The sequence below is a fragment of the Cobetia amphilecti genome, from assembly GCF_020217465.1.
GTDB classification, from domain to species: Bacteria; Pseudomonadota; Gammaproteobacteria; order Pseudomonadales; family Halomonadaceae; genus Cobetia; species Cobetia amphilecti.
Map to the genome: position 1 here is coordinate 2,015,541 of NZ_CP084115.1, position 13,706 is coordinate 2,029,246.

Sequence of the window (13,706 nt, forward strand, 5' to 3'; positions counted from 1 at the left end):
CGGCAAGTGAGGCAATTGCTGGCGTGCTCTAGAGCGCTGGCGCGGTCTAGAGCGCGATATCCTGCCAATGATACTCGTACTCGTCGTCCTCACCATCCTCTGGCGCACGACCGATGAAGAGGCTGGCGGTGAAGGCGCGCACGAAGATCACCTGGCTGCCATCCAGTGCGGTCAGCAGCTCACCCTTCTTGAGCTTCTTGATCTTGCGCTTGCGTGCTGCGGCGGCATCACGCGCCGCGCGGGTGTCGGCGCGCCACTGGGCGGCAATCTCACCGGGCGCTGTCGACTGTTCGAGCAGCTCCTCGGGGCATTGCAGCGGAATGTCTGGCGTGCCTTCGTCACGGATATGGTATTCCCAGCGGCTGGGGTCACCATTCTTGGGAGCCTGCATCAGGTGCTGGCGAATGAAGGTATGGCCGTGAGGATGTTCCAGCACGGTATACAGCACATTGCCGACCACGGCGTGATCGACCAGCGAGATGCCATGACTGTCGGACGGCGTATAACCGGCCAGCAGACGGTCTACCAGTGTCTGACGTGCCACCTTGGGGGTGCCGCTGTCATCCCAGGCCATGAAGCCTCCAATCTGAGCGTGTCTGGCATCGCAGGCCATGTCGGATGCGCTATGAATGACGCAGGCTGACTGGCGTTCCAGAGGCCGAAAGGGCGGCCATTGTCCGGCTTGTGCCCGGCGAGGGCAAGCCGCTGAACGCGCGAATCTGCGCCGGCGGGGTCTCAAGGAATAGCGCAAGCGATAACACAAGCGGCAACCCGGCCGGCGCCCCGCACGGTAACCCGAACGGCAACGCAAGAGGCCCCGCATGAGCGGAGCCTCGAGAAGAGCGCCTGTTGTGGCGCAGACTGGCTATCGGCACAGACTGGCTAGCGGCAGAGACTGGCTAGCGGGTCAGGGTGCCAGCAGTTGCTTGTGCCATTCGCCGTCTTCCGTGTCCAGGCGCTGGTAGCGTACGCGATCGTGCAGGCGCGAGGGCTGCCCCTGCCAGAATTCGATCATTTCCGGCACTACGCGGTAGCCGCCCCAATGCTCCGGACGCGGCACTTCGGTGGTGGCATAGACCTGCTCGAAGCGACCCTGACGCTCGCTGAGCCATTCGCGATCGGGAATCTCGACACTCTGCTGCGAGACCCAGGCGCCCAGCTGGCTCTCCTTGGGGCGTGAGGCGAAGTACTGATCGGAGGTGGCATCCGCGACCTTCTCGACGCTGCCTTCGATACGCACCTGGCGCTCCAGCGCGGGCCACCAGAAGGTCAGCGCGGCGAAGGGCACATTGGCCAGCTCGCTGCCCTTGTGGCTCTGATAGTTGGTATAGAAGATGAAGCCTTCACTGTCGCAGCCCTTGAGCAGCACGATGCGCGCATGCGGCTTGCCCTGGCTGTCGACGGTGGAGAGCGTCATGACATTGGCGTCGTTGTCATCGGCGGACAGGGCGCTGGTCAACCACTCCTGAAACAGCTCGAAGGGTTCCAGCGGTGTGTTCGCAAGGCTCAGGCCATCACCGGAATAGGTTCTGCGCACATCGGCGATATCGCGGTTCATGGTGGGCTCCCTTGATGAATTGCTCATGTAATGACATGACTGTGACCGCTCACGTGCTGGATCGCAAGCATCAGACACCGCCCAGCTGCAGCCACGCCATGTAAAGCCCGGTACCGACGGCAATCGAGAGCAGCGCATTGCGTCGCCACAGATGCAGTCCCGCCACGCAGAGGGCCGCGACCAGCATGCCGGCGCCCTCGGCGCTTACGAGCCAGCTTTGCCAGGCCGAGATGTGGTGCGCAGACTCTGACATGTCAGGCAGTTGCATGGCCGACAGCGAGACGATGATCAGCACGACCATGACGATGGCCGGCAGATAGCGGCCCATATGCAGAATCAGCGGATGGGCCGAATGGCGGGACAGGAACACGAAGGGCAGCGCGCGCGTGGCGAAGGTCGCGCCGGCTGACACGGCGATCAACAGCAAGGCCTGCAGGGTCGTCATGGGGTGGTGTGCTCCGAGGCTTGATTGTGTTCAGTCCGGCGCGCGCCAGACTTGCCGTGTGGGGGATGATCGTCACGCGGGGCAGGCGTGACGTGTGGCTGTTGTTTGCCACGCTGGTAATGATACTGCCCGAGCAGGAGGGCGCAGGCTGCCGCGATGCTGCCCAGCAACAGCTGATCTTCCGGCAGCAGCCACAGGCCCGCGAGCGTGACCAGCAGGCCGAGCATGAAGGGCCAGCGCTCGCGCAGGGCGAACCATTGTTCGATGCCCAGCACCACGAACAGCGCCGTCAACGCGAACTCGATGCCGCTGCTGTCAAAGCTGAGCTGTCCGGCTGCCAGACCCAGCAGCGTCCCCAGTACCCACCAGGATTGGTTGAGGAAGGTGATGCGCAACATCAGGCGCTGGTCATCACGGCGCGCCACGGGATCATCGCGTTCGCCGCTGCGTGGCAGGCTGGCCAGCAGCGAGTAGGTTTCATCGGTCAGCCCGAAGATGAGATAGAGCTTGCCAAGCCCCGCCGCGCGGAAGCGCTCCAGCAGCGACAGGCCGTAGAAGAGGTGGCGCGAATTGAGCAGCAGAGTGGCCACAAAGACCTCGGTGATGCCGGCGCCCGCACCGAGCAGCGCTACCGCCAGGAACTGGCCGGCCCCGGCCAGGATGACCAGTGACATCAAAAGGCCCAGCCAGGGGCTCAACGGCAGCTGGGTGAACAGCACGCCGAAGGCAGCGCCCAGCGGGATATAGCCGAACATCACCGGCAGGGTCTTGTTGAGTGCCTGTTGCCATAGGTGACGACTGCTGACTGGCTGCCGGGGAGGCGAGCCCGCACAGGTGGTGTCGTCCCGGGAGGCGTGCGAGGTACCGGTCGTGGAAGGCGATGACATGGCGAGAGTTCCGTTCTGCGCAGGCGGGGTGAAGACGGGCGACACATGCCGGGAGCCTTCAAGAGGCCGAGACCCGGTAAGCCGCAGGCAATCTACGCAGCATATAATGTCATCAAGCGTCAGGCGATGCTGCCAAGGTGGCAGCTGGCAGTGGAAAGTGCTGAATCAGCGCTTCATTGCTGATATTTCACATGTCTCATGGCGGCACGGCCGATTGATTTGCCGTGAGCCGCCAGACCGAGTCCACCTATACTGGCCTGTAGTCGCTCGTTGGCTGCCTATCGCTGCCTGATCACGTGTGCCATCAAAGGTTCATTCGCTGAGGGAGTCATCAGGATGAGTTCGAACCGATTCCGCAAGTCCTCGTCTGAGACGGTGCTTCATGATCAGGGTGAGCCTTCGCCGCTGCGCAGTGTCGTGATCTGGGGGCTGGCCATCCGGCTGTTTCACCTGCTGCTGATTCTGGCGATCACCGGCATGTGGTACACCGCCGAGGTGGGCGCAGGACTCGATTTTCCGATGGTCTGGCACGCACGGTTGGGATATTGCGTGATCGGGCTGGTGGCGTTTCGCGTCATCTGGGGGCTGGTGGGCAGCGGGCATGCTCGCTTCAGCCGCTTCGTGGCGTCACCGCGCACGACCTGGCGCTACGCCGCTGACTTTCTGGCGGGACGCGCGCCACGCCATGCAGGCCACAATCCCCTGGGTGGCTGGATGACGCTGGCCATGTTGCTGGTGCTGGCGATTCAGGCCTCGAGCGGGCTGTTTCTCACCGATGATCTGCTGTTCGAAGGGCCCCTGCATGATCGGGTCCCAGCGAGTGTCGCCGAGGGGCTGGCCTGGGTGCATCACACCAATATCACGCTGCTGTGGGGGCTGATCGCCCTGCATCTGATGGCCATCGTCTGGCATGGCCTGCGCGGTGAGTGGCTGATCTGGGCGATGGTGCATGGCCGCAAGCATTTCAGGCGCGATGAATCGGTAGTGGATGAGGGCGAGCCAGTGCCACCTTTACGCCCACGCAGGAGGCTCGCGCTGGGGTTGGCGATCGGCATTGCCGTTCTGGTCATCTGGCAGGGGGCGCAGTTGCCGTAAGCTCTGCTCGCTTTCACTCATGCTTTCGCTATGACTTTTACTCTCACTTTCGCCCTCATGTATGCCAAGACGCAAAAGCGCCGCCACGAGCAATCTCATGGCGGCGCTTTTGCGTCTTGACGGAGCTTTGGCTATATCAGTCAGCGCGATACTGCTGATGACAGCCCTTGCAGGTCTTGGCTGTCTCGACGAACTGGCTGCGCAGGGCATCAAGGTCCTGACTGGCGGCGGCGTCAGCCAATGCCCGGCTCTGGGTCATCAGCGCCTCGGCACGCTTGTCGAAGCCTGCACGGTCGCTCTCTATCTTGCTCAGCGCGTCGGTATCACCGTCATAGGAACCGGCGATGAAGCCCTCCCATGGCATCTGAGCCAACAGCGCCAGTCGCTCGGCGCGGGTGCGAAACTCCTCGGCATCATAGTCCTGCTTGCCCTTGACCATCGCACCCATCGGACTGAACTGCCACGCCAGCGTCTGGAAGACTGCCTGGCGATACTGGATGGCATCTTCCGTCTTGTCAGCCAGTGCCGCTGGCGACGCCAACAGGCTGGCAAGCACCACGCCAGCCGCCAGCACGCCAGTGGTCAGGCGGTTGCGCGATACGCCCGCAGGGCGCGGAAAAGACAAGTGTGTTGTCAGGCCGATCATGGCAAAGCCTCGCTGTAATCAACTCGCAAAGCCGATACAGCATGGGCGGCTCGCGATGGTTGAGGAGACACGCTGGGAAAAGCAGTGGGTAGCGGCGGGGTAAGTGGCAAGCCGCCGTGGGAGGGCGCAAACCGATACCCGCCATTCTAGTCGGCTATTTTACGGCTATTCTAGTCGCCTATTTTAGTCGGCTATTCTAGCCGCCAATTTTAGTCGATTATGGCGCGACGAGAAGGGCGGGCAATGGAGAGGCCAGGGCTTGATCAGGCCTGCGGCTGACGCTTGAGGTTGCGCGAGCGGAAACGGGCGTAAGCCATGCTGGAAATGAACAGCCCCAGTGCCGCCAGTGCTTCCAGAACGCCGATGACGGCGTGGCCAGGCACACCGGCCAGCATCACGCCCTGCATGATGTAGAGCAGGCTGACGAAGGCCAGCCAGACATGGCCACGTGCCCGGCGGGTGAAGATGGCGGGCAGGAATAGTGCGATGGGCAGCAGGCGGATCAACAGCGGCAGCAGGCCGCTGTTCTCGCTCTGCGCCATTAGCTGAATGCCGCCGATCAGCAGCAGCAGGGCGACGGCCGCAAAACTTGCGATCACACCGCGACGGCTCTTGGCTTCGAGCGTGTCGAGGCCCTGCTCACGTTCCAGTCGTTCAAGCCAGGCGCGCATCTATTTCGTCTCCCTGAGAGGTTGCATGGCAAGGGCCAGGCGAGCGATACGCTTGCCTTGCGCCAGTGCCAGGCGCTGTTCGTTGTCATCGACATCGTTGTCGCCACGCTTGCCGCTGACGTGGGTCGTGCCGTAGGGCGTGCCGCCCTGGGTGGTCTCGAGCAACTCGGTGGCGCTGTAGGGCACACCGGCATACACCATGCCATGATGCAGCAGCGGTATCAGCATGGTGATCAGCGTGGTTTCCTGACCGCCATGCAGAGAGCTTGAGGCGCTGAAGGCGGTGGCAGGCTTGTCGATCAAGGCGCCGTTCATCCACAGCTCGCTGGTGGAGTCCAGGAAGTACTTGAGCGGCGCCGCCATGTTGCCGAAGCGGGTCGGACTGCCCAGCGCGAGGCCCGAACAGTGACGCAGGTCGTCCAGCTCGACGTACATGGCCCCGCTGTCGGGGATTTCCGGCTCGGTCTGCTCGCAGGTGGCCGAGATCTCGGGCACCCGGCGCAGGCGTGCCTCGACACCGCTGATGGACTCGATGCCGGCGGCGATCTGCTCGGCCAGCGTGCGGGTCGCACCATGGCGCGAGTAATAGAGGACGAGGACGTACGGCGTCGCGTCGGGGGTCGTTGCGGACATGAGCTTCCTCAGGTGGATGACAATCTATCGAAAGGGGCAAGCGGGGCTTGCGTGAGCACACTCTGTCATCAGGGGATCAGGCGTCGCTCAACAGCACCAGCACATCTTCGGGCGGGCGACCGATGACGGCACGGGTGCCATCATCGAGAATCGGCCGCTGCATCAATTTCGGCGTTGCGGCAATCGCGTCAAGGCGTTGCGCATCGCTGGGGTCTACAAGGCCCAGCGCCTTCCACTCGGCTTCGTTCTCGCGGGTCAGAGCCCGCGCCCCGCCTTCCACTCGGGCGGCCAGGGCCTCGAGCTGCTCACGATCGAGGGGGTCTTCCAGGTAGCGGACGGTCTCGAAGGCATCGCCCTCGAGGCGCGCGGTCAAAAGCGCCAGTGTTTCCCGTGACTTGGAGCAGCGTGGGTTATGGTAGAGTTTCAATATTGACATGACTGTCTCCGTTTCCGGACAGGTGATGGGTTTCACGCAAGCGCTACTGGCCATGGCCGGCGGTGGCGAATGAATCAGGAACGCATTGTAGAGGGGCGCACAAGAATGCCACAACTGCCAGGGATCTCGCGGGTCATGCCCGCCATCGGCGTCATCCTCAAGCTGGTATCACGTTTCAACTATCACGACGGCAAGAAGACCGCGTCGGCACTGACCTATACGACGCTGTTCGCCATCGTGCCCTTGATGACGGTCATCTATGCGATGTTCGCCGTCATTCCGAGTTTCGACGGCGTGGGCGATCAACTGCAGACCACGGTGTTCTCCCAGTTTCTGCCCTCGACCGGCGCCACGGTGCTCGAGTATCTCAACGAGTTCTCCGGTCAGGCGCGCAATCTGACCTCGGTGGGTCTGATCTTCCTGTTCGTGACCTCGGTGATGATGATGATCACCATCGAAGGCGCCTTCAATGCCATCTGGCAGGTGCCGGAAGGGCGCAAGGGACTGTCGAGCTTCCTGATGTACTGGGCCGTCCTGACGCTGGGGCCGCTGATGCTGGGCTCGGGCTTTCTGCTGTCGTCCTTTCTGACCTCGCTGTCCTTCTTCGACTCGGCCGCCGAGATGCTGGGCGGCAAGGCACTGTTGCTGCGTCTGTTGCCGCCGCTGTTGAGCGCTGCGGCCTTCACCTTCATCTATGCCGCGGTGCCCAACTGCAAGGTTCGCCTGCGTGACGCCGCGGTCGGCGCGCTGACCACGGCGCTGGCGCTGGAGCTGGCCAAGGCGGGCTTCTCGCTCTACGTGACGCATTTCCCGTCCTATCAGGCCATCTACGGCGCCTTCGCGGCCGTTCCGCTCTTCCTGCTGTGGGTGTTCCTGTCCTGGTGCATCGTGCTGCTGGGGGCGGAAGTCGCGGCCTGGATGGGCGAGCGCTCCAATGCTGACTGGCATCGCTGGCCACCGTTCTGGCAGACCCTCGGTGCCGTGATGCTGCTCAAGGATGCCCATGAACGCGGTGAGCCGCTGTCCGATGATCGACTCACGGAAGTGCTGGGCAGTCGTTACCGTCGTGTGCTCAAGCCGCTGATCGCCGAGAACATCGCCAGCCAGACCCAGGATGGCCAATGGGTGCTCGGGCGTGATCTCAGTCATTACTCGCTGTGGGAGATGGCGCACGCCTTGCCGTGGGAACTGCCGGCCGGCGAGGCGGGCGAAGCGCCGCATCCGCGCCTGGAACCCCTGCGTGAGGCGCTGGCGCGTGCGCGTGCCGCCGAGAAGGAGCGCATGACCTGCGGTCTGGTCGAGGTGCTGCCCAGTGTCGGTGAGGTGGGTGATGAGGCCATGACTCAGGAGGAAAAAGACCCGCAAGATCCGCGACTTGCGACTTCCTGAGCGGCACAGGAACGTGATTGCAAGGTGACAGCCTGAAGCCGAATGGGCAGAATGCGCACCCTGTGCCGTCTGCTCATCCCGACGGGGGTTGAGGCGGATGCCGATGCCCCGATATCGAAAGCGATGACGGCAATGAAAAGGCCCGACACCTGTTCGGGCCTTTTCCTTTGTCTCTCGCACATCAACCGGAACCGCTCGCCTGCCTTGCCGCAATTCGGCCTGCACGCTGGAGAGCCAGGGTGAGGAGTGAGCGAGGTAAGGGTGAGGCGTGGTCGAGGCATGAATGAGACAGGTCAGCTGGCAGCGGCTCGCCGGGCAGACACGCAAGTGAAAGGTTGGCATGCCAGACTGGCGACGGCGCCTTTCCGCTGTCTGATGTGACCTTTGCGCGACCTGCGCGCCAGCGCCAAAGCGAGCGGCGAGAGCTGGCAGTCAGCCGGTGGCCAGGCACGATGGAATTGACGATGTGGCGTGCCAGTCCCTGGCGCGCCTGACATGCATGAGGGTGCCGTTCGCGACGCCCGCTGGAGGTGACAACCCGCCGATGAAAAGCTCTGCTCCTGAGAAGGCCCCGCTGGTCAAGCTGCGTGGCATTTCCAAGACCTTTGGTGATCGCAAGGTGTTGGACAGCCTTGACCTGGATTTGAACGATGGTGAGTTCGTCACGCTGCTGGGCCCGTCCGGTTGCGGCAAGACCACCGTGCTGAGAATGATCGCCGGCTTCGAATCGCCGGATAGCGGCACCATCACGCTCGAGTCGACGGCCTTGCATGAGCGTCCCGCTCACCAGCGCCCGGTCAATACCGTCTTCCAGAGCTATGCGCTGTTTCCGCACATGAACCTCTACGACAACGTGGCCTTCGGGCTGCGCATGGAAAAGGTCGCCAAGGCCGAGATTCATGAGCGGGTGCGCGAAGCGCTGGAGATGGTGCAACTGGCCCATCTGTCGGACCGCCGCCCGGACCAGCTCTCCGGCGGGCAGCAGCAGCGCATCGCGATTGCCCGCGCCGTGGTCAAGCGTCCCCGCGTCCTGCTGCTCGATGAGCCGCTGTCGGCGCTGGATTACAAGCTGCGCAAGCAGATGCAGAACGAGCTCAAGCGCCTGCAGCGTCGCTTGGGCATCACCTTCGTGTTCGTCACCCACGATCAGGAAGAGGCGCTGTCGATGTCCGATCGCGTGGTGGTGATGCGCGAAGGCGGCATCGAGCAGATCGGCACGCCGCGTGAGGTCTATGAATCGCCGAGCACGCTGTTCGTGGCGCGCTTCGTCGGTGAGATCAACCAGCTGGCGGCGCAGGTCGTGCGCCCCGCGGCGACGGCCGGGCGCATCGAGATCACGCTGCTCGGTCAGACGCTGGAACTCAGCAGCCATGGTCGCACCTATCAGGGCGGAGAGGCGGTGCAGGTGTTGCTGCGCCCGGAAGACATGCGACTCAAGGGCGCCGAGGACAGCGAAGGTTTCCCGGCGCGCGTCATCGAGCGCAACTACAAGGGCATGACCCTGGACACGGTGCTGGAGCTGGACAGCGGTCAGCAGTTGTTGGCCAGCGAGTTCTTCGACGAGGATGACCCTGACTTCGATTACCGCCTCGGCGAGCGCGTGCGCGTCAGCTGGGTACCGGACTGGGAGATCATCCTGCCCGATGATGAGCCGGCCGTGACGGGGGCGGGTGCATGAGTCTGGTGCGCAATCCCTTCAAGACCGCCACCCTGACCATCATCTGGGGCTGGCTGATCGTGCTGGTGCTGGCCCCGACGCTGCTGGTGGTGCTGGTCAGTCTGATGCCGGAAAACACCGGCCAGCTGCTGGGCGGTGAGCTGTCGCTGAGCACGCTGTGGCAGGGCTTTCTGACCAACTATGGCCAGATGATCAGTCCGGTGTACCTGAGCGTCTTCGGCCATTCGCTGTGGATCGGCCTGATCACGACGCTGATCTGTCTGCTGCTCGGCTATCCCTTCGCGTGGATGATATCGCGGGCCAGCCCGCGCCTGCAGCCCTTGCTGCTGCTGTTGGTGATCATTCCGTTCTGGACCAACTCGCTGATCCGCATCTATGCCCTGCGCACGCTGATCGCGACGCGCGGGCTGCTCAATGATGTGCTGATGAATCTCGGCCTGATCGATGCGCCGCTGCGTCTGCTGTATACCGAGGAGGCGGTGATCGTGGGGCTGGTCTACATGCTGCTGCCGTTCATGATCCTGCCGCTGTATGCCGTCTTCGAGCAGCTGAGCCGCCCGACGCTGGAGGCGGCCCGCGACCTTGGTGCCAATGGCCTGGCCACCTTCCGCCATATCGTGCTGCCGCTGACCATGCCGGGCATCATCGCGGGCGTGCTGCTGGTGTTCCTGCCGGCGATGGGCATGTTCTATGTCTCGGACCTGCTGGGCGGCTCGCGCCATCCGCTGATCGGCAACATCATCAAGGGCCAGTTCCTGGAGGCCAACAACTGGACCTTCGGCGCGGCGATCAGCGTGATGCTGACACTGGTGATGGCGTTCCTGCTGCTGGCCTATTACCGCAGCGTCAAGCTCTTCAAGCGTGAGGTGACCCTATGAAGGCGAGCGCCACGCTGCGTTGGTTCAGCCGCTGTTATCTGACGCTGATCTTCACTCTGTTGTATGTGCCGATCCTGGTGTTGATCGGCATCTCGTTCAATGACTCACGCAACCCCTTCGTGTGGGGCGGCTTCAGCCTGCGCTGGTACGACAAGCTGCTGGGCAATGGCAATCTGATGGAGGCTGCGCTCAATACGCTGTGGCTCGGGGTGACGGCGGCGACGCTGGCGACCCTGATCGGCACGCTGACGGCCACTGCGCTTTATCGCTATCGCTTCCGCGGCAAGCCGCTGCTCAATGGCATGCTGTTCACGGTGATGATGATGCCGGACATCGTGATGGCGATCGCCTTCCTGGCGCTGTTCATTGCGTTGGGTATCCAGCTGGGCTATTTCTCGCTGCTGGTCTCGCACGCCACTTTCTGTCTGCCGTTCGTGGTGATCACCGTCTATTCCCGCCTGACGGGCATCAACCCGCAGTTGCTGGAAGCGGCGCGTGATCTGGGTGCCAGTGAAGCCCGCGCCGTCTGGCACGTGCTGGTACCGGCGCTGATGCCGGCGATCGCCTCCGGCTGGCTGCTGAGCTTCACCCTGTCGCTGGATGATGTGGTGATCTCGACCTTCGTCACCGGGCCGACCTTCGAGGTGCTGCCATTGCGCATCTACTCGATGGTGCGACTGGGGCTCAAACCTGAAGTGAATGCATTGGCAACCCTGCTGTTGGGGCTGTCGCTCTGTCTGCTGTTGATTTCACAGTTGTTGCTCAAGGAGAAAAAATAACATGCAAGGTACCCGTTTCTCGCTGCGTGCCGCTGGCCTGATGGCTGCCGTCAGCCTGGCTTCCGTGGCCACATCCGCCCCCGTTCTGGCCGCGGATGACAGCGACAAGGTCCTCTATGTCTACAACTGGACCGAGTACATGCCCGATGAAGTCATCGAGCGCTTCGAAGAGCAGACCGGCATCGATGTCGTCTACTCCACCTTCGATTCCAACGAAGCGATGTACGCCAAGCTCAAGCTGCTGGACAGCGACAACAGCTACGACCTCGTCTTCCCGTCGACCTATTACATCGACAAGATGGCGCGTGAAGGTCTGCTGCAGAAGCTGGATGTCAGCAAGCTCGACCATTTCGAGGACCTCGACCCCAACCTGGTCGATCGTGACTTCGACAAGGGCAACCAGTACAGCGTGCCTTACATGTGGGGCAGCGCCGGTATCGGTTACAACCCGGACTATGTCGAAGAGGGCGCACTGACCAGCTGGAACGACCTGTGGAACGACAAGTATCGTGACAAGCTGCTGCTCTCCAACGACATGCGTGAAGTCTTCCATGTCGCACTGGCAAGCCTTGGCTTCAGTGGCAACACCACGGACCCGGACGAGATCAAGGCGGCCTACGAGAAGCTGACCCAGCTGATGCCCAACGTGCGTGCCTTCAACTCCGACGCGGCGCGCGTGCCCTTCATGCAGGGCGAGGTCGATGCCGGTCTGATCTGGAACGGTGAGGTCTATCAGGCGAACCAGGAAGGCGTGCCGGTCGAGTATGTCTATCCCAAGGAAGGCATCATCCTGTGGATGGACACCATGGCGATTCCGTCCAACGCGCGTCACGTCGATGCGGCCTATCAGTTCATCGATTACCTGATCAGCCCGGAAGTCAGCAAGGAAATCAGCGAGTACGTGGGTTACACCACGCCGAGCCTGGCGGCCAAGAACATGATGGACCCGGAAGTGCGTGACAACCCGGTGGTCTTCCCGACTCAGCAGGATCTCGCCCGCGGCGAATTCCAGACCGATGTCGGCGATGCGCTGTCGATCTATCAGAAGTACTGGGAGCAGCTCAAGACCGGGCATTGATCCGCCCTTTAGGCGTGATGACGCAAGAAATCACGTCAGCGACTTGAGCTGAACCGACGCCCCGAGGCATGCTCTGTCTCGGGGCGTCGTCGTTTGTTGACCTTGGCTGCGCGCTCCACGTAATTGACACGTCCTGGTGAAGACTGGAGGGTGCCATGTCACGTTTTTCCCCTGCAATGATGTCGGCGGCGCATGCCCGTGAGTTGAGCAGTGCCGAGGCGGATGATCTGTTCAGTCGTGAGATGCAAGGCGTTGCTCCCCTGACGCGCGGCAAGGACCGCGCCGATGTCACCACGGCCCGCAAGGGCCCCAGCGAGGCTCAGCTGGCACGGCGTGAAGACGCGCAGAAGACCCTGGGCAATGAGCTGGACGGGCTGTCCGACAGCTACGTGGAGCATCTCTCGCCGCATGACCCGGTCGAGTTTCGCCGTGATGGCATCCAGACCGGTGTGCTGGAGCGCTTGCGCCAGGGCGGCTACCCACCCGAGGCGCAGCTCAATCTTATGCGTCGTCCGCTCATCGAGTGTCGCCGTGAGGTGCACCGCTTCATCCAGGATGCCTGGCGCAGCGAGTTGCGCTGCCTGCTGGTGATTCATGGCAAGGGGCGTGACAGCGAATCGCATGCCGCCTTGATTCGTGCCTACCTGGTGCACTGGCTGGAGCAGATGCCCGAGGTGCAGGCCTGGAGCAGTGCCACGCCGCGCCACGGTGGGCTGGGGGCGACGCTGGTGATGTTGCGCAAATCCCGCGCGGCGCGTGACACCAACCGCGAACGGCATCAGAAGCGGCGCGGCTGATCGCCACGAGCAGCAAATCCCGCAAGCAGTCAAATCCCGCAAGCAGTCAAATCAGACAGCAGAAAGCCGACAATGGACACAAGAAAGCCCCGCCAGGCCGCGATCATCGCGAGCTGGCGGGGCTTTTTCATGCTCATGGCTCAAGCAGACTATTGCACGCTGTAACCGCGACCGGTGAAGCAGGCACTCAGCGCGCGGCGATAGGTGTCTGCGTTGCTGGCGGTCACGGGCGGCGCCGCGGAATTGGCTTCGGCGCCACTCTGCTGATTGGCCCAGCGATGGCACTCATAGCGATCACGCGCTTGCTGGTCTTCGCTCTGGCCCTTGGTGGGGTAGGCGATGACATCGACTGCCGCGGCCGTGAGTGTCGCCTGAGCGGGGGCCTGGACGGGCAGATACTGCTGCTGACTCTCTTCCCACAGGTAATAGGTGCCTGCCGCCAGGAAATACAGCGTAGCGCCCACCCAGACACCGCGCGCCCCGGCGGGCAGGCCATGACCGTGCCCAGGGCCACCCGGTGCCCAGCGAATCAGCCGACCGGGCTCACCATGCCCGATCACGATGTCGGGGCCTATGTAGCCCAGCCCATCGAAGCGCCCATGCCCCGGGCCCGCCATGGCGGACGTGGTCGGCAGGGCACTCAACAGGGCGAGAGACAGCGCGAGCGCGCGCAGGGGGGCCTTGCCGGAATGACGATTGCGACTCATGCGTTAACTCCTGTGTGACCAGCATGGCA

16 protein-coding genes are annotated in these 13,706 nt (G+C 62.9%); 7 read left to right on the forward strand and 9 right to left on the reverse strand.

Going from position 1 to position 13,706, the window contains the following annotated elements:
- Positions 1 to 46: 46 nt before the first annotated feature.
- The 4 genes from LCW13_RS08615 to LCW13_RS08630 all read right to left on the reverse strand — a co-directional run bounded on the left by LCW13_RS08615 (position 47) and on the right by LCW13_RS08630 (position 2,890).
- Positions 47 to 574 (reverse strand): hypothetical protein, encoded by a 528-nt coding sequence (locus LCW13_RS08615; protein WP_153635734.1) that lies wholly within the window; start codon positions 572 to 574, stop codon positions 47 to 49.
- 333 nt (positions 575 to 907) lie between these two features.
- Positions 908 to 1,558, reverse strand: coding sequence for a pyridoxamine 5'-phosphate oxidase (pdxH, locus tag LCW13_RS08620; RefSeq protein WP_043333565.1), 651 nt, complete (start codon positions 1,556 to 1,558; stop codon positions 908 to 910).
- 70 nt (positions 1,559 to 1,628) lie between these two features.
- Positions 1,629 to 2,003 carry a branched-chain amino acid transporter permease gene (locus LCW13_RS08625; RefSeq protein ID WP_153635735.1) on the reverse strand — a complete coding sequence of 125 codons (375 nt, stop codon included), beginning with the start codon at positions 2,001 to 2,003 and terminating at the stop codon, positions 1,629 to 1,631.
- Positions 2,000 to 2,890: an AzlC family ABC transporter permease gene (locus LCW13_RS08630; protein WP_225348064.1), complete on the reverse strand. Its 891-nt coding sequence runs from the start codon at positions 2,888 to 2,890 to the stop codon at positions 2,000 to 2,002. The genes LCW13_RS08625 and LCW13_RS08630 overlap by 4 nt, the downstream gene beginning before the upstream one ends.
- Positions 2,891 to 3,226: 336 nt before the next feature.
- On the opposite strand from LCW13_RS08630, the gene LCW13_RS08635 reads away from it, so the two are divergent.
- A complete protein-coding gene (locus LCW13_RS08635) occupies positions 3,227 to 3,985 on the forward strand; it encodes a cytochrome b/b6 domain-containing protein (protein ID WP_215824396.1) in 759 nt (252 codons plus the stop codon).
- Positions 3,986 to 4,121: 136 nt separating this feature from the next.
- On the opposite strand, the gene LCW13_RS08640 is transcribed toward LCW13_RS08635, so the two are convergent.
- From LCW13_RS08640 to LCW13_RS08655, 4 genes are all read right to left on the reverse strand, one after another.
- Positions 4,122 to 4,610 carry a c-type cytochrome gene (locus LCW13_RS08640; protein ID WP_172978663.1) on the reverse strand — a complete coding sequence of 163 codons (489 nt, stop codon included), beginning with the start codon at positions 4,608 to 4,610 and terminating at the stop codon, positions 4,122 to 4,124.
- A 284-nt stretch (positions 4,611 to 4,894) separates the two neighbouring features.
- Positions 4,895 to 5,302 (reverse strand): DUF2069 domain-containing protein, encoded by a 408-nt coding sequence (locus LCW13_RS08645; protein WP_153635739.1) that lies wholly within the window; start codon positions 5,300 to 5,302, stop codon positions 4,895 to 4,897.
- Positions 5,303 to 5,935 (reverse strand): NAD(P)H:quinone oxidoreductase, encoded by a 633-nt coding sequence (gene wrbA, locus LCW13_RS08650; protein WP_043333572.1) that lies wholly within the window; start codon positions 5,933 to 5,935, stop codon positions 5,303 to 5,305.
- A gap of 76 nt (positions 5,936 to 6,011) precedes the next feature.
- Positions 6,012 to 6,371, reverse strand: a complete 360-nt coding sequence (locus tag LCW13_RS08655) for an arsenate reductase family protein (protein WP_043333573.1) — start codon at positions 6,369 to 6,371, stop codon at positions 6,012 to 6,014.
- 105 nt (positions 6,372 to 6,476) lie between these two features.
- Between LCW13_RS08655 and LCW13_RS08660 the strand changes: the two genes are divergently transcribed.
- The 6 genes from LCW13_RS08660 (at position 6,477) to smrA (ending at position 12,970) form a co-directional block, all read left to right on the forward strand.
- Positions 6,477 to 7,760: a YihY family inner membrane protein gene (locus LCW13_RS08660; RefSeq protein ID WP_175088735.1), complete on the forward strand. Its 1,284-nt coding sequence runs from the start codon at positions 6,477 to 6,479 to the stop codon at positions 7,758 to 7,760.
- A 544-nt stretch (positions 7,761 to 8,304) separates the two neighbouring features.
- On the forward strand, positions 8,305 to 9,438 hold the full coding sequence (gene potA / locus LCW13_RS08665; RefSeq protein ID WP_153635742.1) for a spermidine/putrescine ABC transporter ATP-binding protein PotA: 1,134 nt from the start codon (positions 8,305 to 8,307) through the stop codon (positions 9,436 to 9,438).
- A complete protein-coding gene (potB, locus tag LCW13_RS08670) occupies positions 9,435 to 10,316 on the forward strand; it encodes a spermidine/putrescine ABC transporter permease PotB (RefSeq protein ID WP_043333577.1) in 882 nt (293 codons plus the stop codon). Before potA ends, potB begins: the two co-directional genes overlap by 4 nt.
- Positions 10,313 to 11,095, forward strand: coding sequence for a spermidine/putrescine ABC transporter permease PotC (gene potC, locus LCW13_RS08675; RefSeq protein WP_225348065.1), 783 nt, complete (start codon positions 10,313 to 10,315; stop codon positions 11,093 to 11,095). Before potB ends, potC begins: the two co-directional genes overlap by 4 nt.
- Position 11,096: 1 nt before the next feature.
- Entirely contained in the window at positions 11,097 to 12,173 is a 1,077-nt protein-coding gene (locus LCW13_RS08680) for an extracellular solute-binding protein (protein ID WP_225348066.1), read from the forward strand.
- A 155-nt stretch (positions 12,174 to 12,328) separates the two neighbouring features.
- Positions 12,329 to 12,970, forward strand: a complete 642-nt coding sequence (smrA, locus tag LCW13_RS08685; protein ID WP_225348067.1) for a DNA endonuclease SmrA — start codon at positions 12,329 to 12,331, stop codon at positions 12,968 to 12,970.
- A gap of 149 nt (positions 12,971 to 13,119) precedes the next feature.
- Here smrA and LCW13_RS08690 read toward each other — a convergent pair whose 3' ends face one another.
- Positions 13,120 to 13,677 (reverse strand): hypothetical protein, encoded by a 558-nt coding sequence (locus LCW13_RS08690; RefSeq protein WP_225348068.1) that lies wholly within the window; start codon positions 13,675 to 13,677, stop codon positions 13,120 to 13,122.
- Positions 13,678 to 13,706: the final 29 nt, after the last annotated feature.

Excerpts from the sequence above, each read along its gene's own strand:
- LCW13_RS08615 (WP_153635734.1), bottom strand. The coding sequence starts at position 574 with ATGGCCTGGGATGACAGCGGCACCCCCAAGGTGGCACGTCAGACACTG.
- pdxH (WP_043333565.1), bottom strand. The coding sequence starts at position 1,558 with ATGAACCGCGATATCGCCGATGTGCGCAGAACCTATTCCGGTGATGGC.
- LCW13_RS08625 (WP_153635735.1), bottom strand. The coding sequence starts at position 2,003 with ATGACGACCCTGCAGGCCTTGCTGTTGATCGCCGTGTCAGCCGGCGCG.
- LCW13_RS08630 (WP_225348064.1), bottom strand. The coding sequence starts at position 2,890 with ATGTCATCGCCTTCCACGACCGGTACCTCGCACGCCTCCCGGGACGAC.
- LCW13_RS08635 (WP_215824396.1), top strand. The coding sequence starts at position 3,227 with ATGAGTTCGAACCGATTCCGCAAGTCCTCGTCTGAGACGGTGCTTCAT.
- LCW13_RS08645 (WP_153635739.1), bottom strand. The coding sequence starts at position 5,302 with ATGCGCGCCTGGCTTGAACGACTGGAACGTGAGCAGGGCCTCGACACG.
- wrbA (WP_043333572.1), bottom strand. The coding sequence starts at position 5,935 with ATGTCCGCAACGACCCCCGACGCGACGCCGTACGTCCTCGTCCTCTAT.
- LCW13_RS08655 (WP_043333573.1), bottom strand. The coding sequence starts at position 6,371 with ATGTCAATATTGAAACTCTACCATAACCCACGCTGCTCCAAGTCACGG.
- LCW13_RS08660 (WP_175088735.1), top strand. The coding sequence starts at position 6,477 with ATGCCACAACTGCCAGGGATCTCGCGGGTCATGCCCGCCATCGGCGTC.
- potA (WP_153635742.1), top strand. The coding sequence starts at position 8,305 with ATGAAAAGCTCTGCTCCTGAGAAGGCCCCGCTGGTCAAGCTGCGTGGC.
- potB (WP_043333577.1), top strand. The coding sequence starts at position 9,435 with ATGAGTCTGGTGCGCAATCCCTTCAAGACCGCCACCCTGACCATCATC.
- potC (WP_225348065.1), top strand. The coding sequence starts at position 10,313 with ATGAAGGCGAGCGCCACGCTGCGTTGGTTCAGCCGCTGTTATCTGACG.
- LCW13_RS08680 (WP_225348066.1), top strand. The coding sequence starts at position 11,097 with ATGCAAGGTACCCGTTTCTCGCTGCGTGCCGCTGGCCTGATGGCTGCC.
- smrA (WP_225348067.1), top strand. The coding sequence starts at position 12,329 with ATGTCACGTTTTTCCCCTGCAATGATGTCGGCGGCGCATGCCCGTGAG.
- LCW13_RS08690 (WP_225348068.1), bottom strand. The coding sequence starts at position 13,677 with ATGAGTCGCAATCGTCATTCCGGCAAGGCCCCCCTGCGCGCGCTCGCG.